The sequence below is a fragment of the Sorangiineae bacterium MSr12523 genome (genome assembly GCA_037157775.1).
Taxonomy (GTDB): domain Bacteria; phylum Myxococcota_A; class Polyangia; order Polyangiales; family Polyangiaceae; genus Pendulispora; species Pendulispora brunnea.
The window spans coordinates 12,836,430-12,862,165 of sequence record CP089982.1 but is presented as its reverse complement, the minus strand read 5'-3'; the positions used below and the strand labels follow the sequence as shown (position 1 = coordinate 12,862,165).

Here is a 25,736-nt window from a genome sequence, read left to right as displayed (position 1 = left end):
TATGTCATGTTCCCGGCTTCAATTCTCCCAACATCGTTGGAATGAGCTCCGAAACCGTGGGGTGAATCGCGACGCTGCGCTGCAATGTCGTATAGGGCGCGTCCGCGTACATCGTATCGAGAATCCCGTGGATGGCCTCGTCCCCCTCGATACCGAGAATGGCCGCGCCCAGGATCTTCTTCGTGGCCGCATCGACAACGACCTTCATGAAGCCCTGCGTTTCGCCCTTTTCGACGGCTCGGCCGACGCGCGTCATCGGACGCTTGCCAACGAGGTAGGGCTTACCGGTTTTGCGGACTTCGGATTCCGTAAGCCCGGCGCGACCGAGCGGTGGATCGACGTAAAGCGCATAACAAGGAATGCGATCGGTCACGCGACGCGGATCGTTGTCGAGCAGATTGGCGGCGATGATCTCGAAATCGTTGTACGACGTGTGCGTAAAAGCACCGCGGCCGTTGCAATCGCCCATTGCCCAAATACCCGGAACATTGGTTCGCAATTCATCGTCCACGACGACGTAGCCACGCTTGTCCACGGCAACGCCCGCTCGGTCGAGGCCGAGGTCGTCCGTGTTCGGTCGGCGACCCACCGCAAGCAGCACGTGCGATCCCGTTACCCTCCGGTCGCCCGACGCACAATCGAGCCGAACCGTCACACCCTCGGCGTTCGTCTCGAAGGCCATGCACTCGGCGCCCAAGCGAAATTCGACGCCCTCGCCCTCCAGGATCTCCTTGATGGCATCGGAGATCTCCTCGTCCTCGCGCGCGATGAGACGGGGCCCCTTTTCGATGACCGTGACCTTGCTTCCGAAGCGCCGATACATCTGGGCGAACTCCAGGCCAATGTAACTGCCGCCGATGACGACCAGGTGCGGCGGCAACGTATCCACCTCGAGCATCGACGTATTCGTGAGGAACGGAATGCGGTCGACCCCAGGCAGCGGCGGGATGTTCGCGCGTCCGCCCACGTTGATGAAAATGCGCTCTGCCGAGAGGCGTTCCTCGCCGACCACCACGGTATCGTGCGATTCGAAGCGGGCGTGACCTTGGACGACGGTGCACCGTTCCATGCTGCGGAGCCACTTCTCCACGTTGTTGCGCGCGTTGGTCGCGACCGTTTGGGCGCGCCCTTTGACCGTCCGCATGTCGATATCGAAGGTGCCGTTGAGGATGACCCCGTAATCGCGGGCGCGCCGCACGACGTGGGCGGCCCGGGCGCTGGCCACCAGGGTCTTCGTCGGCATGCAGCCCGTGTTCACACAGGTGCCGCCAAAGAATTTGCGCTCCACGAGCGCCACACTCATCCCGGCCGCGGAGAGGCGGCCTGCCAGGGAAGGGCCCGCCTGGCCCGCACCGAGAACAATCGCATCGAAGCGCCGAGTCGTCATGGTCGCACCCTCCAAACTAGGCACACTAGGGAAGAGGTCTCGTTTTTCATCGTGGGATCGACGATACCTCCTTCGAGGGTGCCCCGTTCAAGCCATCTCGTTTCGAGATGATCAACCTCAAAGGATTGCCGGTTTACGAGATGATTCACTGGACGCATGCTGTAGCCCTGGAAGTGAGGTTTTCACCATGATGACCGTTCGACCTGCTCGAGAGCGCGGCCACGCCGACCACGGTTGGCTCGACAGCTTTCATAGCTTCTCCTTTGCGGGCTACTACGACCCAGACCACATGGGGTTTCGCGCGCTCCGCGTCATCAACGAAGATCGCGTGGCCAAGAGCCAAGGTTTCGGCGCCCACCCGCACCGGGACATGGAAATCATCTCCTACGTGCTCGACGGTGCGCTGGAGCACAAGGACTCGATGGGCACGGGCTCGGTCATCCGCCCGGGCGACGTGCAGCGCATGAGCGCCGGGACCGGCGTGGTGCACAGCGAGTTCAACGCGTCGAAGACCGACCTGGTGCACTTTCTCCAGATCTGGATCGTCCCCGAGAAGCGAGGCATCGCCCCGAGCTACGAGCAGAAGACGTTCTCGCGCGAAGAAAAGCAGGGTCGCCTGCGCGTCGTCGCCTCGCCCGATGGGCGCGATGGCAGCGTCACCATCCACGCCGATGCTCTCGTCTACGCGGGTCTCTTCGACAAGGGACAATCGGCCGAATTGTCCCTTCGCCCCGGAAGGCACGCCTGGGTGCAGGCCGCGCGCGGACGGATGCAAGTCAACGGGCGCGAACTCGAACCGGGCGACGGCGCCGCCATCAGCGGCGAAGAAAGCATCCGCGTGGAGGGCGTCGACGGCGGCGAGATCCTCGTGTTCGACCTCGCATGAAATGAATCGTCCTTGACGGCGCGGTTCGCGCGCCGATGCCGTCGAGAGCATCGACGTCGCGGGAGAAACGCCGTATGCGATGCTTCCGCCCGCCGCACGCACACGGCTGCGCCTGCGGCCCGATCAGAAGAATGTGCTACTTCGCGTCACCCTGCGCGATCTCGCGCGAACGCTCACGCACGCCGAGGCGAATGCCCTTCGCGATGCGATTTACGCCGCCGTGCACGAAGGGGAAATCGCCGAGTGGGCGACCCGCGTTGAGCGGAGGTCGTCTTAGTCGCTCGGCGTCCATCCCTGTTGTCCCAGGAAGCTGCGGATCTTCGCCCGCCAGCTGTCGTTCGTGGCAAATTCGACGGCTCTTTCCGACAAAAGCGTGCGCGTGCCATCAGCGTGGATGAGGACGAGCCGCGACACCTTCTAGGGCGGACCTTCGCCATCCTCGAGTTGCTGCCTTTCGGTCCCTTCTTCGGCACCGATGCTGCGAAGGGTCCGGAGACCTCCCTGGAACAGCACCATCTGCCCCCTCGTTACGGTCAATCGACCTTGCTGCACCTCGAAATGAATTCGCTTCTCCATGTAGTCTTTGCGCCAGAACCAAGCCTGGATGGCCAGGTTCAGGCAAAAGAATGCGAGGAAGTAGCGGTTGATGTTCACGACTACGGCGTGTTCGCAGAAATTCAAGACGAAGCCAGCAAACAGCACCGCCATCGAGATACCAACGCCCCTGGGGATTTTGCGATTGAACTCGTTCACTGGATACGTGAAGCGAGCCGGCTCGCTGTTCGGGGGCGAAGGCTCACGGAAGGGAGATGCCATCACCTCTCGAGATTACCCTCGATCGGAGCTGAACGCTGCGTCGAAAGCCGCGGATGGCGGGTCGAAGGCCAGGCGGCGCACGAAGGCGAGGGCCTCGGGTGCGCCGACGAGGCGGTCCATGCCGGCGTCTTCCCATTCGATGGAAATGGGGCCGTTGTACTTGATGGCGTTGAGCGCACGAAAACAGTCTTCCCACGGGACGTCGCCGTGGCCGGTGGAGACGAAATCCCAGCCGCGGCGCATGTCGGCCCACGGCAAATGGGACGATAGCCTGCCGCGCCGACCGTCGCCCGTGCGCACCTTCGCGTCTTTGCAATCGACGTGGTAAATGCGATCGGCAAAATCGAAAATGAAATTCACCGGGTCGAGGTCCTGCCATACGAAATGGGAAGGATCCCAATTCAGACCAAAGGCGGGTCTGTGGCCAATGGCCTCGAGGGTGCGCTTCGTCGTCCAATAATCGTAGGCAATCTCGCTAGGGTGCACCTCGTGGGCAAAGCGCACGCCCACCTCGTCGAAGACGTCGAGAATGGGATTCCACCGGTCGGCGAAATCGCGATACCCCGCTTCGATCATCGATTCGGGAGCCGGCGGGAACATGGCCACCGTGTGCCAGATCGACGAGCCGGTGAAGCCAACGACGGTGGAGACGCCCAAGCGAGCGGCGGCGCGGGCCGTGTTCTTCATTTCCTCGGCGGCGCGCTGCCGCACGCCCTCGGGCGAGCCATCGCCCCAGAGGCGGGCCGGCAAAATGCCTTTGTGCCGCACGTCGATGGGGTGATCGCACACGGCCTGGCCGACGAGATGATTGGATATCGCAAAGACGCGTAATCGGTATTTCTCGAGTGTCTCGCGCTTGCGGCGGACGTAGCCTTCGTCGGCGAGGGCCTTGTCGACCTCGAAGTGATCGCCCCAGCAGGCGATTTCGAGCCCGTCGTAGCCCCACTGGGAGGCGAGCCGGCACATTTCTTCGAACGGGAGATCGGCCCATTGGCCGGTGAACAACGTGACTGGGCGGGGCATCGTGTTTCTCCTTGTGGTGTGCTCAGACGGCGGGGACGTCCAACCAAGCGGCATGGCGTGCGGCACTGCGCTCGACCGCGTCGAGCGCCAGCTGCACACCGAGCGCCTCGGCGAAGCTGGGAGAGGGCTCGGTGCCCTCGGCAATCGCGTGCACGAAGTCGCGCGCCTGGTGCGTGAACACATGCTCGTAGCCAATGATGTGCCCGGGCGGCCACCACGCCGCGATGTACGGGTGCTCCGGCTCGGTCACCAGGATGCGCGTGAATCCGCTCTCGGTGCCTGCACGCGCGCCGGCATGGTATTCGAGCTCGTTGAAGCGCTCCAAGTCGAAGGCCAGCGAACCGAGTGAACCGTTCACCTCGATGCGCAGCGCATTCTTGCGGCCGGTGGCGAAACGCGTTGCCTCGAAGGTGCAGAGGCCACCGCCGGAGAGCCGCCCGAGAACGATTGCCGCGTCATCCACGGTCACGCGCCCGCGCGCCTGCGATTTCGTCTCCGCGCTCGCGGAAAGCCCGCTGCTCGCCGACGGCAGCGGCCGCTCGCGCACGAACGTCTCCGTGAGGCCGGCCACGCCGGTAATGCGCTCGCCGGTCACGTACTGCGTCATGTCGAGGATGTGCGCACCAATGTCGCCGAGGGCGCCCGAGCCTGCGCGCTCCTTTTGCAAGCGCCAGACGAGCGGGAACTCGGGGTCGACGATCCAATCCTGCAAGTACGCCGCACGCACGTGCCGAACTGCACCGATGCGCCCCGCTGCAACGAGCGCGCGCAGGTGTGCGACGGCCGGCACGCGACGGTAGCTGAACCCGCACATCGCGCGCACACCATCGCGGGCCGCTCGCGCAGCCGCCGCGGTCATCGCCTCGGCCTCGGCCACGGTGTTGGCCAGCGGCTTTTCACAGAGGACGTGCTTGCCCGCCGCCAACGCCGCAATGGCAATTTCCGCATGGCTGTCACCCGGGGTGACGATGTCGATCACGTCGATGTCCTTGCGGGCGATCAACGTGCGCCAATCGCGCTCGGTTTCGCGCCAGCCGAACTTGCGCGCGGCCGGCTCGAGCTGCGCCGCATCGCGTCCGCAGATCACGGCCATATCGATGCCCCGCGGCAGATCGAAGACGCGGTGCACCGTACGCCAGGCCTGCGAGTGGGCGGCGCCCATGAAGCCGTAACCTACCATTCCGATTCGCAGCGGATTGCTCAAGGGTGTTCTCCTCGGGGCGTGGGTCCATCTTCAATGAGGCACATCATCATTACTGCGAGCGGAGTCGTCCGTCGAGATCGATCGTCCGGGCTTCGTCGGGGCGTATGCGAAGATGCGTGCCGCTGCAAGGATCCTCGGCCAGCTTGTGGTGACAATTCGTCCTCCTGCCGCCACCGTTAGCGCACTGGCGACAAGGTTGTGACGGGCCGCAGATCGGCGTTGCATACGGCATGATCCTCGAATCGTACTGCGAAGAATCCATTCACGTTGGCGCAATTTGCGGTGGCCACGCCAGACGAAGGGACTAAGTAGGGAAGAATGACCAAATTCCTTTCGCGCGCGATGACTGCAGCGCTCTTCGCGTGGGCGTGCGTCGCTTGTTCCTCGTCCGATGACAATCCCGCCGACAACACCTCGACCGATGCGAAGTATTCGGCCATCGAACGAGAGTACGTCCTCTATTTTCTCGATCGCAACCCCGTCGTAGCCACCTATTTGGGCGGCGCTGCGCTGGATGCCAAGCTCGCCAACGTGGACGGGCGGCTTCGCGATCATTCGGCGTCCGCGGTCGCCGAGGAAGACAAGGCACTCGCCAATTTCAAGCAGCGGCTCGAGGCGCTGGATCGGAATACGCTTTCGGCGGCCCACCAAATCGATCGCGACGTGGCGCTTGCGCAAATCGAGTTTCAGCTCCACCTGCACCAAGTGCGCAAATACCAAGAGCGCTCGCTGGATACGTACCTGGATGAGCCCTTCCGCGGTGTGGATTGGCAACTTCAAGGAATGACCGACACCGGCAATGGCAAATACGGCACCGAGGCCGAATGGCAGCGCGTGATCGAACGGGTCACCGCCGTGCGGGCGTACCTCCAGCGGGCGCAAGATCAGCTTCGGGCAGGCATCGCCAGCGGTAACACACCGGATTGGAGGATGCTGCGCATCAATGGGATCGACTCCGCCGTGGCGGATGCCGAATATTTCCAGAAAACGCTCCCGGACATCGCGGCGGAGCGCCTCGGCGGGCCGCAGCGTGATACCCTGTTGGACTCGGTGCGCAAGGCGGCCGCCGAAGCCGCCGCGGCGTACGAATCGTTGCATCAATTCGTGGCGAGCGAGTTCTTCGTCGAGGTGAAGAACGGCGTCGTCGACAAGGCCGCGTTGAAGAGCGCGTTCCAGGCGGATCGCTACGCGTTTGGCGAGGCCGAATACAATTGGGCCTTGCGCAACAATCTGCGGCTCACCAAACCGGCGGCGCAGCTTTACGACGAGGCCCAGGCGGTCATCGAATCGACGCAGCGGGAAATGGTGCAGCTCTCGCGATCCATCGGACAAGAGCGCAATTTGACCCTTCCCGCGGACGACATGGAAGCGGTGCGCGTTGTGTTTGCCGAGCTTTCCAAAAAGGCGCCGAAGGACGACGACGAAATGGTCGCCTGGTACCGTCAAGCGGGCGAGCGACTGGTCAAATATGCACGCGACACGGGACTCTTCGAGATGCCCGCGGAGTACAAATTGGACGTGACGGTCACACCGCCGCCGCTCCAAGGTTCGATCAGCGGTGCAGCGTATTATCCGGCGCCGCCGTTCAAGGAGTCCGGCGTTGGTCGCTTTTACGTGAGCCCGACCAAGAACAAACCGGCCCTGCTGGCGCGGAACAATGCCTCCGCGCTGGCCTATCTGGCGGCGCACGAGGGATTCCCCGGCCACGATTGGCACTACAAGGTGATGACGCAATTCCGCAATGACATTGCGCGCGTTCGCTGGCTCACGCCCGGTGCAGTGGAAGACTCGTCCTCGATGTGGGAAGACTCCGGTGCGGCCGAAGGCTGGGCGCTTTACTCGGAGGCGCTGATGGCGGAGCCGCAAGCCAAAGCACCGAATGGGTTTTACTCGCCCGACGAGCGGCTTTATCAGCTCAAAGGCAAGTTGACGCGCGACGTGCGCGTGCGCATCGATACCGGCCTTCACCTGGGTCGCATCTCCTTCGAGCAGGCGCAGGACCTCTTTTCTCAAGTCGTCGACTTTTTGCCTGGCCCCTGCCAAGGCGCAACGGACGAAACGAAAAAGGGCAGCTGCGACGATGCCTTTGGCGCCATTTTCCGCTATTCGAAATGGCCCACCCAAGCCATCACGTACCGGCTCGGCAAAGAAGCCATTCTGGATTTGCGCGCCGAGGCCAAGACGCGCGCCGGAGACCGCTTCTCCGCCACAGAATTCCACGTACGCTTCATGAAACAGGGGACGATTCCGCCGGGATACTTCCGCGAACAATTCCTCGCGGGTTTCTAAGCGTCGAAATCGTTTTTCACATGGACCGAGGAGACATTCGATCTATCCAGATACGATGTCTTCCTCATTTCTTTGGCGCCATCGTGCGAGTCACCGATGGCGCCACGGGCTATGGCCCATCGGTCACGTCGTTGCGCTATTCTTGCTGAACGGGTGCAGCGATGCTGCACCTACGCATCACGACGAGCGTCGGGTCGAGCAGGAGCAACGACCCGGCCCTGTCTATCGGGCCGTCATTCAGCGAACCCAACACGGCATTCCGCACATCACGGCGCCGACGCTGGGAAGCGCCGGGTTTGGCCAAGGCTACGCGCTGGCCGAAGATCACGCGTGCACCCTCGCGGATCAAATACTCAAGGTGCACGGCGAACGCGCCAAATACCTCGGCGAAGGGCCACGCCGCGTCCATGTGGTGAGCGATTTCGCGTATCGCCTGTTGAACCTTACGGGCCGCGCCGAAGAGACGTTCGCGAAGCAGCCGCCCGTCGCGCGCGAGGTGCTCGAAGGCTACGCCGCGGGGTTCAATCGGTACCTGACGAATACGGGCGTGCAGAATGTGCCCGGCTATTGCAAAGGCCAGCCCTGGGTGCGGCCCATCACGGCCAAAGAGCTCTTCGCGTACCATATCAATCTGGCGCTCACTGGAAGTGCCTCGCGGCTCATTGCCGCCATTGGCTTGGCGCAGCCTCCCGGCCAGCCGGCAACGGCGATGCCCGACCCCGCCGAGGCGACGGCCCGGGTGCGCGAACGCGAGATCGGCAGCAATGGTTGGGCCATCGGCGCGAGTCGCTCCAAAAGCGGTTTGGGCATGTTGCTCTCGAATCCGCATTTTCCGTGGGAAGGCGAATTGCGGCTCTGGGAGAGCCATTTGACGGTACCCGGAGAGCTCGACGTATACGGTGCCACGCTGATCGGTTTTCCGGGCGTGATGCTCGGATTCAACCGCGATGTCGCGTGGACTCATACTTTTTCCGCGGGATATCGCTTTACCGGGTACGCGCTGCGTTTGGTTCGGGGGCATCCCACCCATTACATGTACGGCAACGAAGAACGCGCCATGACGGAGCATCCGTTCACCATCGCCGTTCGGCAGCCCGACGGCTCGGTGAAGGACGAATCGCGAACGTATTACACGACCCATTATGGCCCCGTACTCTCGCTCCCCTCGGGTCTTCCGGGCGAGCCGTTCGTGTGGAACACGGAGAGCGCCATCGCCTACCGCGATGCCAATTGGGACAATACGAGCTTCACCGCGCAGTTCCAAGGCATGGACCGCGCGCGGAGTCTGGAGGAATTCCAATCGGTCTTCGCCAGCGTGCAGGGCACCGGCTGGATCAACACCATGGCGACGGATCGCGACGGCCATACGTGGTATACGGATGCCTCGGCGACGCCCAATTTGCATGCAAATGCGCTCGCGCGGCTGGAGAGAGACCTGGCCGATCCGACGACGGTGTCGGGCAAAGCCTTCGCCGCGTTCCAAATCATCGTCCTCGACGGAAGCGATCCTTCGAACGAGTGGGTCGAGGAAGACGGTGCGCGGGCGCCAGGCCTCGTGCCCTATGCGCGGCTTCCCCAGCTTTCGCGCAACGACTTCGTCTTCAATGCCAACGATAGCCATTGGCTGGCCAATCCCGCAGAACCCCTGGTGGGTTATTCGTTTCTGCACGGGTTCGAGAGGCGACCGCAATCGCCGCGCACGCGGATGAACGTGAAGTACCTGACGGAGATTGCGGAGAACGGCGCCTCGGGGGCCGATGGCAAATTCACGTTGGAGGAGCTGAAAGCCACGGTGTTGAGCAATCGCAGCTTGACGTCGGAGATGCTATTGCCACAGGTGGTCGATCGCTGCCGCGGAAAGGCGACGGGTCACCACGGTGGCCAGGTCGTGGACATCACCCAAGCGTGCACCCTGCTGTCGCAATGGAACGGGCGATTCGACTTGGACAGTGTGGGCGCCGTCGTCTGGCGCGAGTTCATGGGCGCCTATACGGGCGATGCGCTGGTCGGCGGTGGCGATCTTTTCGCCACACCGTTCGACCCGGCGCATCCCATCGCCACGCCGCACACGCTCAAGCCCGCGCCCGCCGAAGGAGACGATCCGCTGCTCGACAAGCTCGCCCAGGCGGTGCAGACGTTGAAGGCCGCCAACGTCCCGCTGGATGCGCCGTTGGGCAACGTCCAGTTCATCGTGCGCGGCAAACGCAAACAGCGATTTGGGCTTCACGGCAGCAACGGCCGCGAAGGCACCACCAATGTCATGACGTACGGCACGGCGAACAATTCGTCGGCCGAGGATCGCTACTCCGTGCGCGGCGCGCCGATCAACGCGGCGACGGGCCTTTCGGCCGAGGGCTACGTCGTCAATTATGGCTCCAGCTTCATCCTGGCGATGGAGTACGCGCCCAATGGTGGCGTTCGCGCCAATGCATTGCTGACCTACGGCGAGACCGGCGACCAGGACGCGCGGAACTTCACCAGCCAGACGGAGCTTTTTCTGGCGAAGCGGTGGCGCAAGGTCCTGTTCTCGCCAGCGGATATCGCCGCGGATCCCGGGCTTACGACCCAGGTCATCGAGCAGTAATGGGGAACCGGGTTACTGGGCGGCTCGACCGTCCTCTTTTCGAGCGCGGTATTCCCGTTCAGTAATCCGGTGGAGGGCCATCTCTGGCGCGGTGAGCCCGTTATCCAGCCGCGCCCCGGTGCCCGCGTTGCAACGTGCAACATGTTGCATTGAAACGATAATTGCTTGTCGCGGCGACGGCGAAAAAGCCCTTGCTGCAGATCAGGAAGCTCTGCATAGTGCCGCAGTTCTCCCGTTTTTGGGCGGCATGGTGGAGGGGAGCACGTCGTTGCAAAGCGCTATTTCGCAGCCTAGAGGCGGTGGCTGTCCGAACAGCGGCGACATCGCGCCATCTGGCGCACGGCGTCGTGTGCCCGCGCCGGCACACGCCCGCATGCCGGCAATATCCGGTATTCGTGAGCTGTCGTTGGGTATTTTTGATCCACTTGGCCCTTTTCCCGCTTTCCATGAAGGGGAAGGCGGGACATGCGGGCCGAACTGGACATTCAACCGTACCAGCCGAATGCGGGGACCGTTCGAGCTCGGTTTTCGCAGGATGAGGCGCCGATGAGCAGTGCGAAGGTGGCGGCGCTACCCGCGCATGCGCTGAAGGTGGGTGTGCGCCTTCTGGATCACCTGCACTTGGAAGAGCTGCTGGACGAGCGTGAAGGGTGGTTTCTCTTTCTCGCCGACAACCAAGCGCTCTCCGAGTTCGTGCTGTTGGCGATCGCAGAATCGGAGGACGCGCTGGCAGCCTGCTTGGCGGGCCCGGGCCAAGGCAACGTGGCCCGCAAAAGCACATTTGGCTCGTGGCATATCGCCGAGATCGAGCTCGATGAAGCGCATTTGTGGCTCTTTCGCGACAAGCTGCTCCGAATGCCGCAGCGTTCGGTGCGGGGCACGCTTCCATCGACCTCCGGCCTCGTGGAGCGCCAATTGGACGAAGGAACTCTCTTCAATGAGCGGTACTACATCGAGGGGTGGCTCGGTCAGGGAGGAATGGGCGAGGTATACCGCGCGGAGGATCGGACCTTTCAACGCCCCGTGGCCATCAAAGTCGTCCGCGTGCAGGCCTCGCCCGAGGGTGGAGATCACGAGCAGGCCAAACGGCGCCTGTTGAACGAATCGCGCGTGGTGGCCGCACTCAAACATCCGAACATCGTCGAAATCTACGACGCGGGCGAGTGCGACGGCCTCCCCTATTTGGCCCTCGAGCTCTGCGGCGACGGGAGCAATCTTCGAAGTGCGATGAAAACGGAGGCGACCCGCGAAGAGCGATTGCAGTGGCTCTCGCAAATCGCCGAGGCCCTCGCCTACGCGCACGAGCACGGCATCGTGCACCGTGACGTGAAGCCCGAAAATGTCCTTCTGACGAGCGACAAGCGAGCCAAGGTCGCGGACTTCGGCATCGCCAAGGCCCTGCAAACCGAGCGCCTACAAGACGACACGACGTTCGGAATCGTGGGCACCCCGCGTTACATGGCCCCCGAGCAGCTCCTGGGGCATCGGCTCGATGCACGCGTGGATCAATTCGCGTGGGGCATCATGGCATACGAGCTCCTCACCGGCGTCCACCCGAGGGCGCGCGAACTCGCAAGCCTCCAGCAAGGCGATACGGCAGCCGGGCTGCCACCGCACCTTCGCCGCGTATTGAGCCGAGCGACCGCGAACGACCCGGGCGCAAGGTATCCCAACTTTCGCAAATTGCTCGCGGAGCTGCATCGGCCGTCGTGCATTGTCGCTCGCCGATGCCTCACGGTGGGGGTCGCCGTGCTCGCCGGCGCCGTCGGCCTGTGCCACATGGCCACCTGGTTGAAGGCGGGCGGGCCAACTTCGACGCAGCCGCCGATGGCGAGCGCCATTGTGCACGCGGCGGCCGCGCCGAAGTCCGAGGCGGAGGGCCTTCTCGAGCAAGGGATTCAGCTTTGGGCGGACGCCTCGCGTGAGCGGGCGTGGACCTTGTTCGCACGAGCGGCCGAGCTCGAACCAAACAACGCACGCGCGCGTCTGCTTTCATTGGCGGCCTCCGAAGATATCAATCCTGGCGTGCACGATGACGCGCCCGTCGCCCTGGCACTTCGCGGCCAGCTCGCGCCATCGGAGGCCGCATTGCTCCAGGCGCTAAATCCCCTGGTCGAACAGCCGCCGGACGTCGCCGCCAGCACGCAACGTATCGACGAACTGGCGCGGACGTATCCCGAGGATCCCGTCGTTCGCCTCGCGCGTGCGCAGCATTACATTCGGTCTCGACAGACGCAGGGCGCGATGGATCTCGCTGCAAGCCTTGGAAATACCTCCACCGGGTTCTGGGTCGGGGCTCAGGCGCAAATGCAGCTTGGTGATGTCGCGGAGGGACGGAGGCTTCTCGAGCAGTGCATCGCATCTTCTCCAAGTGCGATGGATTGCCTGAAGTGGCTTAGCTTCCTCGATGCAGCAGACGGCCGGTGCGAGCTGGCCGAGGAAGCAGCTCGCAAACTGATCGCGAAAGATTCAAGCAATCCCTTTTCGTACTACTTGCTCGCCAATGCGGTGTTCGGTCGGACGAAGTCCACTGAGGCAGCACGAGGTATCTTGCAGGCTCAGCTCGAGCAAACTTCGGCGTCCCAGCGGCCGCTGCGGAAGGCAACGCTCGAATTCGACTTGCATGTGTACGACGGTGATTTCGCGGGCGCCGATCGCGAGCTCCGTTTGCGGCAATCCGCCACTACGTCGCCCGATGCGAATTACCGCGGGATGCCGCTCATTTACCGTGTGGAGATGGAGCTCGAACTAGGACGCCGCGAGGAAGCTCGACGCGCAGCTCGGGAATTCTCGTACCGGAGCGAGGCATGGCTCCCAAATGCATACATGGATACCGGCATCGATAGCGCCCGACTTCTGTATTCGTCAGCGCTGATTTCTCGAGCCGAATTTCGGCTTGCACGCGACAAGGCAATTGCAAAGCAAATGGAGCGTGGGGCTCGTTTCTCTTCCCCTGGAAACCGGTGGTTCGACGATTACGTTGAAGGCGTGCTCGATGCGACGGATGCCGAGGAGGCCATCGCGGTCATGCCTGCCAACCATGTCATCGATCTTCTCGACCGCGACGCCTACGTGGACGCTCGATTGGGGCATATGTACCTTCTTGCGGGGCGTTTCGGTGAGGCCATCCCGCTCCTGAATCACGCCGTATCGTCGTGTACGGTCCTCATCAAGCCAATGACCTACGTGCACGCGCTTCTCTGGCTCGGCGAAGCGCTCGACCAAACAGGGGACCATGCCGGTGCTTGCAAAATGTACACGAAGGTCGTCGAACGATGGGGCCGCGAACCTCGCAGCGTGACCGTTCGACGTGCTCGGGCAAAGCTCTCGACTTGCCAATAGCCGTCCAACCTTCGGCCCATCATCATCGATGGCCGTTTCTCGTTAGGAAGATTCCCGATGAACCATATCAGCCTGCACGGCGAGGAGCATTTTTGCAGTCATGAACCTACATAAATCATCCATTCCCGCCCGGAAACGAAAGCTGGGACGCGAGAGCGCGCTCGGAACTAGGGACCCCTCCGCCGAGCAAAAGAGACTCGTCCTCGTGTCGGACTCCGTGGAAGCATCACGCGAACCGGAAAAGGTGGGCCGCGATTGTGGCAAGTGCCAATGCATCGAGCCCGAAAACGAAGCAACTCGAGATCCGGAACCGGCGAAAGAACCTGACTCGGACAAGCTGGAGACGGAAAAGTGGCTCGCTCCATTTTTGGACCGAGCGACGGATATTCTCGAACGCCGCGCGGAAGTATTTCCTCCGACCAAAGAACGCACCGCACTCGTTCGAAAGCTCCTCCCTTCTTGGAAAATCGACGACATTCTCGGTTTCGCCCGGGAAGAAGTCCTTGCGTGGTTTCAGTCTCTGGAGCAATCGCACCGGACCGCCCGTGTGTCCCCGGAGGCAGCCCGAAAGCTCTATTCGGCTGGCATCGCGCTGCTCGTTCAAAAGATGCCGCAGCTCGAGTCCCTCGCCGCCGATATCGCTCGAGTGCTGGGCTTTCCGGCGACCAGCATCCAGTGCAGCTTATTTTGCAATCGACGCGGCGCCAAGACGCTGACTCACTTCGATTCCGTCGACACGTTGGCCATCCAGGTCACCGGCTCGAAGACCTGGCATCTCGCTCCGAACACCCACGTCCAGCTGCCCACCGACACATGGGCGCACCCGCAGGTCTCGACACACGAACTACGGCTTTACGCGCATCGGCAATTTCCCCCGGAAATGCCCACCGAGAATGTGGAAAGCCACCGACTCGAACCAGGTGCGATGCTCTACGTCCCGCGCGGGTACTGGCACGAGACCGAATCCTCGGAAGAATCGGTATCGCTGCACATTCACATACTTCCCAGTACGTGGGCCGATGTCGTGCTAAAGACACTTCATTCGCGCCTTCTTCGGGACGAGGCGTGGCGCGCGACGGCGTATCGGTTATGGGGCCTCGAACGTGCTGGGGATTGGGATACGGCGAACGCGCTCGAGGCTCTGCGCGAGATCGTCGGGACGCTCACCCCGGAGGACGTGCACCGTCCGGCGCAGTGGACTCCCGCGCCGAATGACCGCGTGGCCCCGAGGGCACGAGGCTCGGTGGGCGTGGTGGCCTCGAACGAGGAATACCAGTCCGTACGATTGACCTCCGAAGAGTTTGCCCTCGAGCACGCGACCACGGTGGAGATGTCGCCTTCCTTCGTGCAGGCGACGCTTCTTCTCGCGGATGGTGCGGATCCGCTGTCAGCGAACGAGCTCGCAGAGCGCGTGCCCAGCCTTTCTCGCGATGAGGCGCTGGATCTCGTGCGTCTCCTTTGCAAGGTCGGCTACGCTCGAAAAGCTTCAGCGTCCGTAGGAGTGTGACATGCCGATTACGGCTCGATCTCGATTTCTCGCCGAGCTACTTCCCTTCGTTCGCGCGGGTGTGCGGCGGGCGCGTTTGCAGGCGTGCCATGCGGACGATGCGCTCCAGCAAACCTTGGGCGCTTTGGCGCTGCGGGTGGAGGAGTTGATGGAGATGGACGAATCGAGGCGTGCGGGATACGTCTTTCTCGTCGCATTGCGCAAGGCGATGGCCCTGCGAAAAGAGATCGGGCTGGAATATGCACGCGCCACCGATGCCGAGGTGGAGGAGTGGGACTCCGTCGTCGCGCTCCGAGGCCTGACCCCGGAGCAACTCCTCAGGGCGGCCGAAAGCGCGAAACGGGCGGCGCACGTCTTCGACACATTGGGTGAGCGCGATCGCGATCTCGTCATGGCCGCCGGCGCCGACGGCCTCTCCGAGCGCGAATTGGCCCGCAAGCTCGGCGTCTCCCGAGGCAGCGTCGCCTATCGATTGCGTCTCGCCCGCGATGCACTGGCCCGGGCCTGGCTCGGCACCACATCGTGGCGCGGACGAGCACCGCGCTAAGGTCAGGTCGAGGAAGAAATCACGAAGAAGAGGAGATGCTGCCCCACCCGGCAGCGCTCTCCAATGCTCTCATTTCGCCCATTTCGCGCTGCTGCCCGCCCCAAAGCGGGTGCTCATGCCATGCTTCCCCGCGTCCCCCACGCTCCCCACTCCGCATGGCATTCCGCGCCCGCAGGGGCGGGCCCCCCGGAGCGCATTGAAAGCGCCCATGGCGACGGCGAGGCCGGAGGGGGGGTAGCGATGGATTTGCCATTCGCGATTCGCGAATCGCGAATGCCCCCACACCCCCCTGGGGCCAAAGGTTGGCAACAGCACGTTGCACCCCTCGCGAACGCAAACGCGGGCAGAGCGCGTTACATCAGTGGCCAAGGTGACCCGATTGCTTCACGCGATGTTCGTTGGCGATCCTAATCTCGAGTCAAATCCACATCACACAATATATTAAATAGGACGAGCCTATGCCGATTGGATCCCTATAATAGCTCTGCTTCTTTGGTGAGCAGAACGAGGGACCCATGGGGCAAAACAATCAATTGAACATTTCCGACAGCGTAGTAGGCGCTGCCGCGGTGGGAGACATTGTCGCGGTGACGGGGAGCGTCGCCGGCAAATCGCCACCATGGCGGGCGAACCAAGAGCGGCATTGCATCGCGATTCGAGAGACGGAGAAGGCGCTATCCAATGACGGCGCCGAGCTGGATCCACGATTATTCGAGGGTCTCCGGCAATTTCTCCATCTCGCAAAGAGCATTCGCGTCGAGCAAAAGACATTGACCGAAGTTCAAAGGCAGATGAAGGAGACACTCGACGAAGTCTGGGCCGCGCAAGCCGCAAAGGGGCTTCGGCCGGGGGTCCTCCCGAAGACACTCGAGGTGGCGCAGGCCCTCGCGAAGAACCCAGTGATGATTGACGTGGTCAAGAAAATCATCGGTGTTTGAACATGCAGCAGAGTGAAGGTCAAAGGGCCACGGCGTTGCTCGACGCAGGCTGGCGGGCAGCCCAAGTTTCCGAGAATTGGCAAGTACACTCCGCACCGAGCGGGGGCTTCTGGTACGAAGTGGGTTTTCGCTCGGCCCTCGCTGCGCGCACACCTACCCATGATCCAACCCAGCTCCAACAGTTGCTCGATGCCTATCGCGAGTCGTTGTTCAGCGCAGGGTTCTCCACCGACGAAATGAATCGCGTCGTGGCGCTCTTGGAGAGGACACGAAATCCATCAGCGCATCGAGAGAACGCCTTGGGCCGTCTTTACGAGTTCCTTCAATGGCGAGCCGCAGCGGCGGATGCGGCAGACGGTAAGCACGTTCAGATCCATATACAAAATTCGACAATCGGCGCTATCGCTGCCGCTGGACAATCTGCGAGTTCTCGCGGAGCGGGCACGATCACTCTTCCGTCCGCGTCGATGGTCACCTCGGGCCGCGCCGTCATCATGGCAGTCGGCATCTTCACGATCGTGGTGTTCATCTGGGGCTTCGTCAAAGGATTGTCGCGCGCCGGTGCTTCTGGAAGCGCGACCAAACCTGCGAGCTCGCCTCCATCCGCAGGACAGAGCGCTTCCCTCGCGAGCCTTGCACGCATTTCCATGCGCGCCACGCCGAAGCAAATCGCGGAGATTACCGGCGTTGCGACCACCGTGAATCCTGCGGGCTCCATGAGGATCCCGCTGGCGGAAGATGTCGCGTTCACCGCCGTAAGGTTCGATTGGAACAAAGAGCAGACGCACATTCGGCTCATCAACCTCGAGGGCTTGCGCGACCCGTCGCGGGCGAGCGTCATTCGCGGAAAGCTTCGGGAGCGACTGCGCCGCCGGTTTCGCGACTCGTACTTCATGTGGCAAGGCTGCGGAATCGCCCTGCAAGGAGATCTGTTATCGGCGTCCGCGCACGCTCGATGGGCCGGTGGCGAGAACCAGATGTGGGACAATCAGATCGAGACACTCTGGGACATCGCGCGCGCGGATGCGCTGGGGCTCGGGGTGCAGGTCCTTCCCGCTGCAATCACGAATTGGCTCGGTGGCGGATATTCGCTCAAGGCGCTCGGCACCGTCGATCCGAATGTGGGCGCCGAACAAAGCTACGATACGTTGGTGCGGCTCTTTCCAGGCGTCTACACGTATGAGAGCGCCGGAAGTGCCCGCGCTCAATTCGTTGCGCTGGATCATCCGTGGTTCGGCGAAGCGCGGCTCGGGTGGAGGAACGAACCGGGCGGGCATCTCGTCAGCATTTCGCTGATGCCAGCACCAGGAAAAGAGCAGTTCGAGAACGAGGGCGCGCTCAATGGATGCCTTAGGAGCAAACTGGGCCAACCGCAGGTGCGCGCACTTGGCAGTCAGCTCAAAGACCATTTCGGCGATTCCTGGTCCCATGCCGGCACCAAGGTCGTCCTTAGCCAAACCGAGATTGATATCTCCAACGATGCCGGGCAATCGATTCCGCGGTCGCTCCTGCAGGACGTGACCTCCGCGCTCGACGCCTGCGGAAGATGACGCGAGTCGGGCCGCTACATTCCCGTTAATACCTTGGCCAATTGGCGTGCGCCCGTGTCGCGCCACGTTGCCTGGTCGCGCGTGCGGTGGGCTTCCGAGGAAAAGGACGCGAGCGCATCGATGACCAGTTCACCCGTGCGCGGGATGACGAGCACGAGATCGCCTTCGCGGCGAGGGGCCTCTTCGGGGGTGAGCGAATCGAAGAACAGCGCACCCGTCCAATGCGACTCGCCGACGTAGTTGAGCGCGACGAGTCCGATCAGCGGGTGGGTCGTGCGGGGGGGCGCGCCGCCGTCAGGCCCGATCAGCATGGAGAAGAACGGCTGCCGATCGAGCACGACGAGCGTGTTCGCGGGGCTCGGTATGCGCTCGTTGCCGAGCAGCACCTGCGGCGCCCGGCGCGCTTCGAGGTTCGAGCGGGCGAGCAGGTACTCGCCGGGGGGCAGCGCTTGGAGGATGCCTGCGCCGGATTCGGCACGCGAGCCCTCCGCCCATTGGAGGTAGGCCCACTCCAAGGATTCGGGCAGCGCGCTCGGTGCGGAGAGCAGGCGGCCGCCCGGAAGCGTCTCCATCGCCCATCCTTCGTCCGGCGACATCGTCTGGTGAAAGCGCCAGCGGGGCGCACCGTACAGGCCGACGTCGTGGACCGGCGCAATTCCGGAGCTGCGCACCCCGAAGGCGTTCGGTCCCGGCGGGATCGACAGCTCGGCGAGTACAGGCGAAATCGCGCGAAGGTCCATGGTCATTTCTTGGTCTTAGTTGGCGTGCGGCGCAAAGTGAATCAGGTGCAACTTGCCGTCGGGCAGGCGAACGATGGTGTAGGTGGCCCGTGTAATCTGCACGCGCGTGGCAGCTCCCCCATTCGCCGAGTTCAGCCCTTCCACGGTATTGCGGAAGGTGTACTCGCCCCTCACGGGCGGATCGCCAGGGCGCAGGTTCGCGAGGTCGTCGGCGCGTGAGTTCATGATGTCGCGCAGTGCCTGTTCGCCCTGACGGCCCGATCGGAATACCGTATTGTTCTCGTAGGGATTTCCATTGGCATTGCGGCGTGACTCTGCGAGCTTCGCGGGATCTTGCCCCTCGCGTGGAACGTGCGCGCGGGCGTGACCGGTGCCGTTCCCGAACTGGCGGCCCTCGGATTCATCGAGAAGACGCGCTGCATCGGCCCGCGAATGCTTCGCCGCCCCCGCCGCTTCATCCGCGCCCTTCCCCGCGCCCTCCGCGGCTTCGTCCGCGCCTTTTCCGGCTCCCTCCGCCACTTCCTCCGCGGCTTTGGCGGCCTCGTCGGCGTGGCGTGCCCCCTTCAATCCGGCCTTGGCGAGATCGCCCACGCCGGGCACCCACGCGACGGCGGCGCCGCCGAGCTGTGCCCAGCCGCCGGGCTTGCCTTGAACGACGGCCTTGATGCCCGCGACCGTGTCGCGCACGTCGGCGATTTGGCCGACCACCGGAATGAAGCCGGTGACCACCTGGCCCGCAAGGCCGGACCAGCCGTGGTCCCCGCCGAAATCTCCTTGGATGGCGCCCTTGAAGAAGTTTCCAACGCCGCCCCAAAAGCCGCCGCCGCCGCCCTTGTCGCCGCCGCCGCTGCTGCCGCCATTTTCTGCGCCGCCGCCGGCGCCTTCGCCTCCGGTCCCGCCCGCTCCGTCATTGGTGCCGGTGCCATTGTCCGCGGTGGCATTGTCGGACGAGCCGCCTCCGGGCTCGCCGGTGGTGCCGCCGGGCGCATTGTCACTTCCGGCGCTCGTAGTGTGAATTCCACCGCCGGAGTTGAATGCCTCGGATTCGCCTTGAAGCGTCCGCTCTGCGTGACGCGTTGCTTCGGTATTGCCCTTTCCGAGCAAGCGGTATCCGGCAGCGACGAGCAGCAGGATCGCGACGAGCAAAAGCCCATACTCGACGGCCGAAACACCGCGACGATCGAAGAACAAGCGCGCCAGGACGCGGCTCGCGCCAGGGATCTCGCCGTTCACACGACGACGGCCACTCGCATTCATGTTCCGCGATGGCAGCAACGCATGTGCCATTGGCGACGCCGATTCATTCGCATCGCCAACACCGTGATTTGGAATCATATGCACGGCTCGTGTTCTATGGAAAGAATCCACAATTCGACAAGTGGATCATTCCAATCCGTCCAAGTGAACGCACTACGTTCCACCGCGTGAAACCACGCTTCTCAGGTCCTTGCACCTGCAATCAACGCGCGCTCGTCGAAGACCCTTGTCCCGTCCACGTGCGGAATTTGTAAAACGCCGCCGGCGCACTCACAATGGGAGCGATGCCGGCCTCCCGTTTCCATGCTCGACCGCTCTCGCAAGACGATGCGCAGCAGATCGCCCGGTGGCGGTACGCGGGGCCGTGGAGCATTTACGATGCGCAGGCCGGCGATGGGCTTCTCGATGGCGACGATGGCTACTTCGCGCTGGTGGATGCCACCGATGGGACGCTCGCGGGCTTCGCGTGCATCGGGGTCGAGGCGCGTGTGCCCGGGCTGGCGGAGGAAGCCGGCCTCGTGGACATTGGCGTGGGCATGCGGCCCGATCTCGTCGGGCATGGACTCGGTCAGACCTTTCTCGAGGCGGCCATCGAGCATGCTCGATCGCGGCTTGGGGCGGTGCGGTGGCGGGCCGTGGTTCAGTCGTGGAATGAACGCAGCTTGCGCCTGACCGCGCGCCTCGGCTTCCGCGCGGTGGGCACGCACACGTGCCTTCAGGGCGGCAAGCCCGTCGAATACCTCGTGCTCGTCACCGACGAGCCTCGGTAGCGAGCCCGTTCCGGATTTGGGACGGCCGTCCCGCGAACGCGAGCGCAGCGGAGGCAGCACGGCCGAAAAACCGGGGAAAAATCGCCAGTGTGAGGGCGGCATGAGGGTTGCGATGAGGTGGCTCGCATCCCGCGAAACGCGATTTGAAATTTCTCCGTCACCTTCTGCGAAAGACCACCATCATGAACACGTTCTTCACCCGCTTCGTCCCCTCCGTGATCTGCTCCGCCGTGCTCGCGAGCGCCGCCATGGGGTGCCACGGCGAGGCCCGCAGCGTGGCCGTCGTCACGTCGGCACCGGCAGGAACGCTGGATCGCGATGCTCCGATTGCCGCGAAAAACCGCCATGATGTCGCGTTCTACTCGGCGCGAACGCAGGGCGAGGCGGAGACGAAGGTCTTTGCCCGCGGCCATGCCGGCGAGGCTCCGCGGCTCGTGTACGTCGATGCCGAACCGGGCGAGCTCGTCTCCGTGAGCGACGACGGCACGCGCGGCGTCTTCCGTCGCTACATCGCACCGGGCAAGACGATGGATATCGCCATCGACCTCCAGAAGAGCGAAAGCTGATTCGTCGCCGATGCTGCGCCACGCGATCCCGGTTCTCCTCGTCGCAAGCGCGCTCGGTTCGGCGGGGTGCTCGTCCGCGGGCGCGGAAGTGCCCCGCGCGCCCGCCTCGAGCACCGAGCGCGCGATGGCCATGACGCATGTCACCCTGATCGATCCCGCGAGCGGGCCGCGGCCCGATGTCACCATCGTGATGGCCGGCCATCGCATCACCGCCGTTGGGCCGTCGGCGAGCACACCGGTGCCCGAGCACGCGCAGGTGCACGATGAAACGGGCCACTTTGCCGTTCCGGGCTTTTGGGACGCCCACGTGCACCTCACGCAAATGGGCATGGACTTGATGCCGCTTTTCGTGGCCAACGGCATCACCAGCGTGCGCGACATGGGCAGCACGTTCGAGGACATCGTGCGCTGGAAGCAAGCGCGCACCGCAGGACAACCTGCGCCGCGCGTCTTTGCGCCGGGCCCGAAGATCGATGGCAAGGGCGAGTCGTGGGGCGACAATTGGATCATCACCTCGCCCGAAAGCGCCCGCCGCGCCGTGGACGATCTCAAGGCGTACGGCGTCGACTTCATCAAAGTGCACGCGGGCCTATCGCGCCCCATCTACGATGCACTCGCCGACGAGAGCCGCAAGAAGGGACTCTTCTTCTCGGGCCACGTGGGCGGAGACTACCCTGCAGCATGGGCCGCGAAGTCCGGCCAGCGCACCATCGAGCATGGGAGCAGCATGGTGCCCTGCTCGAATGCCGAGCGCGCGCAGCTCCGTGCCGATCCGAAGCTCGTTCCATTGATGAAATGGGTTTGCGCGGACTCGAACGACGATGTCCTGCCCGAGCTGGCGCGCGCCGGCGTGTGGCTCACGCCGACGTTGGTCTCGTGGCGCGGAAAAACGATGATGCACACGGAAGCGCCCTCGCTGGAGGGGTATCGCTACGTGTCCGCGGCCCTGGAGAAGCGTTGGCTCGGCGACGGCGAGGAGACCCCGCCGCTGCCCATCGAGCGTGAGGTGCTCGCGCAGTTTGGCCCGCTGGCCGCACGAGCGCACCGTGCCGGTGTGCATTTGCTCGTGGGAACGGATATCGGCGATCCTTACGTGGTGCCAGGATTCGGGCTGCATGACGAGATGCAGCTGCTCGTGGAGGCCGGAATCCCGCCGCTCGTGGCATTGCGGAGCGCGACGCTCGAGGCCGCACGCGCCCTGGGCGTCGACGCCACGACAGGAACGATCGAGGTTGGGAAAAGCGCCGACGTGGTGGTCCTCGACGCCGATCCGCTGGCCAATATCCGCAACACCCGCCGCATTGACGCGGTGGTTCAAAATGGCCAATGGCTCGATCGCGCCAAGCTGACCGCGCTCTTGGAGCCGCTCACTCGAACGAAATAGTCAGGCCCAACCGCTCCTTCATTTCCAACAGGGCCTCGGCATTGCCCAGCGCATCGTCCACGGGATTGTGCGTGTGGCGTGTCTTGCGCAGGTGCTTGAACGTCTGGAACGTATCCTTGACGACCCCTTTGTAAAGGGAACCCAGGTTCAGCGAACTAAATCCAAAGGGATTTCGCCCCAGGAAGTGGTGGAAGTACCAATTGATGAATTGCCAGTCGAAGCCATTGTTGTCGGAGATGAACAATCGCCGGCTGCGGGCGTTCTCCTTCAGCCAAAGGTCGAAGTTGGTCATCACTTGCTTCGGGTCGTCGAATTCCAACGTTTCCTCGCGCGAGAAGCCGCTCACGTGCAGCGCCTCGGCCACCCAATTGTCCGAGATGGGCCTAAGCCGCCCGTAGAAGGTCCGCGAGAGCCCCGGCTCGACGATGACCGCACCAAAGCAGATCATCGAGTAATCGCCCGGGATGGGGCCATCGGCTTCGACATCGACCATCACGTAACTCATACGAGCATCCCCTCCCCCGGCATCGCCCACCAACGCTCCGGGAAGCTCTCAGCGTCCAACGCCTTTGGACGAATTTCAACCGGCGAGTGGCGCTTTCTTCCTTGGCGCCATCGGTCGCGTTCGTCCAGACGAACCCGCATTAACAATGTGATGGGGAGCACGTTCGCGGGGGTGAGCATGTTACGGGTCTGCTAGACAAAGACGCCGTCATGCAAATCGTGAGGCCGCTTCGAGTCGCGTGGATGGTGCTCTCTCTCGCCGCGTGCGCTGGCGGGGGTGCGGAACAGAAAAAAGCTGCGGAGCCCACGGCGCCGTCGCCGGCCGACAAGGCGGTCGTGTCGATTGCCTCGCTGGCGAGCGAGCGCTTGGGCATCGCGGATCGGGTGGCGGCCTCGAAGTGGGGCACGGACAAGCCCATCGAGGATCCGCCGCGCGAGAAGCAGGTCCTCGACGACATGGCCAAACGCGCTTCGGACATGGGCGTCGACGGCGAAGCCGTGCAGCGCATCTTTCGCGACCAGATCGAGGCGAACAAACTGGTCCAGCGCGGGCTGCATCAACAATGGACGGCCGCCCCCGCCACGGCGCCGACGACGCGTCCCGATTTGGCCAAGGAGGTGCGGCCGGCGCTGGATCGCATCGGAGGGGATCTCCTGACCGCCATCCGCGACGCCCAGCCGGTGCTCACCGGTCCGCAGTGCGCAGCCTCCGTGGAGCGCGCACGCACCCAGGTCGCTGCCAGCTTGGACGAACTGCACCGGCAAGGCCTGGAGCGCGCGCTCCTGCACGCGTGCCGCTAGCCTCAGGGTCTCAGGCGCGAAATTTCGCGACGGGTTCAGGCGAAACGTTAGCATCATGAACCTTCGCGCACGCATCATCGCCGCCGCCGTTCTTCCCTTCGTGCTCGTGGCGGGGGCGCTGGCTTGCCAATAAGTGAAGCCCGGGGTGTAGCCGACCCCGGGCCTCGGTGCTGCATCGCTCTTCAAGGCAACCACGGCGTTTAAGCCGGGCGATCAGTCATGAGCTCTCGCGTCTTTCGATTGGACCACCGACCCAAAGTGCCCACAGCGTTGAACACGAATCGTGCGGGACCGTGGTGAGAACAACCCACGGGGCGGGCCGGGCAAGAGTTGAACTCGCATCTCGAGAGAAGTGTCACCCAGCGTTCGATTGGTCACCTCGCGATTGGTTTGAACTTGGAGTCATAAATTGATGATCTGTTTCGGCGTAACCGTTTGCCTCTACCACTCGGCTACCCCCTCATGATGAATGCAGTGAATCGCGCGTGTGCGCGGTAAGGGGGGCTGGATTCGAACCAGCGAATTTACGGCGCGCCTATCAGCTTCAGGCTTACGTTCAATTTGTACTCCACGGAGGAACATACCACGGCGAATGCGCGCGGCCACCTCACGAGAAGACGAACGACAACACTTTCTCTCCGACCTTGATCTCGTCGACCTCCAAACCATTCGCGGTTTCACGCGCGAATTTGATGGCCTTCTGCAACTCGTCGATCCGGCGAAGCAATTCGTTCACACGCTGCGCGCTGAGCGCACCCGCGTACTTGATGGTGCTCCACGTGCCCGCGAGAACGTCTTCCGTGACTTCTTTGACTTGGGCGGGGTGCTCTTTGGTGGCCTCGTAGAGCACCAATGGCCGCGTGATCTTCTTGGTGCGCACCGTCTGGACGGGCCGGGTCGCGTAAAGGTCTTGGTCTTTGCTGTATTCCCAGTTTTCGCTCGGATCGAGGGTGGGCAGCTTCTTCACGAAGGTGTGCAAGTCGGTGAGTTGCTTTTCGAGAAAGAGCAAATACGTCACGGGCACTTGGGCGAGGATCACCTGCCCTCCCACGACGACATCGGCCTTGGCAACGCAGTTGCCCCAATCCTTCGTGGCCGTCACGTCGAACAGCTCGCTCATCTTTCGAACTGTCTCGCGAACGATGTCCTCGGCGCGATGGATGACCTTCTTGTTGTCGTCCGGGAGCGTCTCCCCCGTAGGTTGCGTCGGGTCCTCGTCCCGCGGCCGATACGTTTTCGCATGGCCGCGAAAGAGCTCGTCCTTCTGCAAAACATGATGATCCGCAGTGAGCTCCGCATGAACCCGCGACTTAACCCCCTTCTCGATGGCAACGATCTGATTGAGCTTCGGCTTCGGCATGATTCGCGGAGCCTATCCGTAGACCGCCCTCGAATGCACGCCACGCCAGGCCAGGTTGTCGCGACGTCGCGAAAATCGCATATGGGTACTCGTGATGGAACGCCGCACGGAAAACCCGCGTATCCTCCAACAGGAAGAACGCGCCTTCGAACGCGTGCAGAGCATTCTCTCGGGTGGGCCGAGGCCCATTTTGGGGAGCGGCTCGTCGAAGATGCTTCGAGTCCTGCTTGGCACGGGCCCAGCCGATATCTCGTTCACGCGCGACTTGTTCCTGGTGAATC

The 25,736-nt window shown here is 63.2% G+C and carries 21 protein-coding genes; 13 read left to right on the top strand and 8 right to left on the bottom strand.

The genetic code is table 11. The features are described 5' to 3' along the window. Positions 1-4: 4 nt before the first annotated feature. Positions 5-1,387 (bottom strand): FAD-containing oxidoreductase, encoded by a 1,383-nt coding sequence (locus LZC95_51185; protein WXA94774.1) that lies wholly within the window; start codon positions 1,385-1,387, stop codon positions 5-7. Between the two features lie 187 nt (positions 1,388-1,574). Here LZC95_51185 and LZC95_51180 point away from each other — a divergent pair, with 187 nt between their 5' ends. After that, the gene (locus tag LZC95_51180) at positions 1,575-2,273 is read left to right on the top strand and encodes a pirin family protein (protein WXA94773.1); all 699 of its coding nucleotides are present in this window, start codon (positions 1,575-1,577) and stop codon (positions 2,271-2,273) included. Positions 2,274-2,352: 79 nt separating this feature from the next. Continuing rightward, entirely contained in the window at positions 2,353-2,550 is a 198-nt protein-coding gene (locus LZC95_51175) for a hypothetical protein (GenBank protein ID WXA94772.1), read from the top strand. Positions 2,551-2,690: 140 nt separating this feature from the next. Here LZC95_51175 and LZC95_51170 read toward each other — a convergent pair whose 3' ends face one another. The 3 genes from LZC95_51170 to LZC95_51160 are packed head-to-tail and all read right to left on the bottom strand — an operon-like array spanning position 2,691 to position 5,316. Next, positions 2,691-3,089: a hypothetical protein gene (locus tag LZC95_51170; protein WXA94771.1), complete on the bottom strand. Its 399-nt coding sequence runs from the start codon at positions 3,087-3,089 to the stop codon at positions 2,691-2,693. 12 nt (positions 3,090-3,101) lie between these two features. Beyond that, positions 3,102-4,112, bottom strand: a complete 1,011-nt coding sequence (locus tag LZC95_51165) for a sugar phosphate isomerase/epimerase (GenBank protein WXA94770.1) — start codon at positions 4,110-4,112, stop codon at positions 3,102-3,104. Positions 4,113-4,134: 22 nt separating this feature from the next. Continuing rightward, on the bottom strand, positions 4,135-5,316 hold the full coding sequence (locus tag LZC95_51160; protein WXA94769.1) for a Gfo/Idh/MocA family oxidoreductase: 1,182 nt from the start codon (positions 5,314-5,316) through the stop codon (positions 4,135-4,137). A gap of 318 nt (positions 5,317-5,634) precedes the next feature. Here LZC95_51160 and LZC95_51155 point away from each other — a divergent pair, with 318 nt between their 5' ends. The 7 genes from LZC95_51155 to LZC95_51125 all read left to right on the top strand — a co-directional run bounded on the left by LZC95_51155 (position 5,635) and on the right by LZC95_51125 (position 18,073). Then, on the top strand, positions 5,635-7,605 hold the full coding sequence (locus LZC95_51155) for a DUF885 domain-containing protein (GenBank protein ID WXA94768.1): 1,971 nt from the start codon (positions 5,635-5,637) through the stop codon (positions 7,603-7,605). 55 nt (positions 7,606-7,660) lie between these two features. Then, the gene (locus LZC95_51150; GenBank protein ID WXA94767.1) at positions 7,661-10,189 is read left to right on the top strand and encodes a penicillin acylase family protein; all 2,529 of its coding nucleotides are present in this window, start codon (positions 7,661-7,663) and stop codon (positions 10,187-10,189) included. A gap of 546 nt (positions 10,190-10,735) precedes the next feature. Then, the gene (locus tag LZC95_51145; protein WXA94766.1) at positions 10,736-13,531 is read left to right on the top strand and encodes a protein kinase; all 2,796 of its coding nucleotides are present in this window, start codon (positions 10,736-10,738) and stop codon (positions 13,529-13,531) included. A 100-nt stretch (positions 13,532-13,631) separates the two neighbouring features. After that, complete coding sequence (locus LZC95_51140; protein ID WXA94765.1) at positions 13,632-15,038, top strand: cupin domain-containing protein; 1,407 nt, start codon at positions 13,632-13,634, stop codon at positions 15,036-15,038. 1 nt (position 15,039) lies between these two features. After that, positions 15,040-15,585 (top strand): sigma-70 family RNA polymerase sigma factor, encoded by a 546-nt coding sequence (locus tag LZC95_51135; protein WXA94764.1) that lies wholly within the window; start codon positions 15,040-15,042, stop codon positions 15,583-15,585. A 515-nt stretch (positions 15,586-16,100) separates the two neighbouring features. After that, complete coding sequence (locus LZC95_51130; GenBank protein WXA94763.1) at positions 16,101-16,523, top strand: hypothetical protein; 423 nt, start codon at positions 16,101-16,103, stop codon at positions 16,521-16,523. Between the two features lie 494 nt (positions 16,524-17,017). After that, a complete protein-coding gene (locus LZC95_51125) occupies positions 17,018-18,073 on the top strand; it encodes a hypothetical protein (protein ID WXA94762.1) in 1,056 nt (351 codons plus the stop codon). A 14-nt stretch (positions 18,074-18,087) separates the two neighbouring features. Here LZC95_51125 and LZC95_51120 read toward each other — a convergent pair whose 3' ends face one another. Beyond that, the gene (locus LZC95_51120; protein ID WXA94761.1) at positions 18,088-18,813 is read right to left on the bottom strand and encodes a hypothetical protein; all 726 of its coding nucleotides are present in this window, start codon (positions 18,811-18,813) and stop codon (positions 18,088-18,090) included. A 15-nt stretch (positions 18,814-18,828) separates the two neighbouring features. Further along, positions 18,829-20,070, bottom strand: a complete 1,242-nt coding sequence (locus tag LZC95_51115) for a hypothetical protein (protein WXA94760.1) — start codon at positions 20,068-20,070, stop codon at positions 18,829-18,831. A 284-nt stretch (positions 20,071-20,354) separates the two neighbouring features. Here LZC95_51115 and LZC95_51110 point away from each other — a divergent pair, with 284 nt between their 5' ends. From LZC95_51110 to LZC95_51100, 3 genes are all read left to right on the top strand, one after another. After that, entirely contained in the window at positions 20,355-20,840 is a 486-nt protein-coding gene (locus LZC95_51110; protein ID WXA94759.1) for a GNAT family N-acetyltransferase, read from the top strand. 182 nt (positions 20,841-21,022) lie between these two features. After that, the gene (locus LZC95_51105) at positions 21,023-21,406 is read left to right on the top strand and encodes a hypothetical protein (GenBank protein ID WXA94758.1); all 384 of its coding nucleotides are present in this window, start codon (positions 21,023-21,025) and stop codon (positions 21,404-21,406) included. Positions 21,407-21,416: 10 nt separating this feature from the next. Continuing rightward, positions 21,417-22,790, top strand: a complete 1,374-nt coding sequence (locus LZC95_51100) for an amidohydrolase family protein (GenBank protein WXA94757.1) — start codon at positions 21,417-21,419, stop codon at positions 22,788-22,790. Here LZC95_51100 and LZC95_51095 read toward each other — a convergent pair. Beyond that, positions 22,774-23,295, bottom strand: a complete 522-nt coding sequence (locus LZC95_51095; GenBank protein WXA94756.1) for an exonuclease — start codon at positions 23,293-23,295, stop codon at positions 22,774-22,776. The genes LZC95_51100 and LZC95_51095 overlap by 17 nt on opposite strands. Before the next feature lie 209 nt (positions 23,296-23,504). Between LZC95_51095 and LZC95_51090 the strand changes: the two genes are divergently transcribed. Then, positions 23,505-24,095 (top strand): chorismate mutase, encoded by a 591-nt coding sequence (locus LZC95_51090; GenBank protein WXA94755.1) that lies wholly within the window; start codon positions 23,505-23,507, stop codon positions 24,093-24,095. Positions 24,096-24,702: 607 nt separating this feature from the next. Here the strand turns inward: LZC95_51090 and LZC95_51085 are convergent. Next, the gene (locus tag LZC95_51085; GenBank protein ID WXA94754.1) at positions 24,703-25,455 is read right to left on the bottom strand and encodes a hypothetical protein; all 753 of its coding nucleotides are present in this window, start codon (positions 25,453-25,455) and stop codon (positions 24,703-24,705) included. Positions 25,456-25,736: the final 281 nt, after the last annotated feature.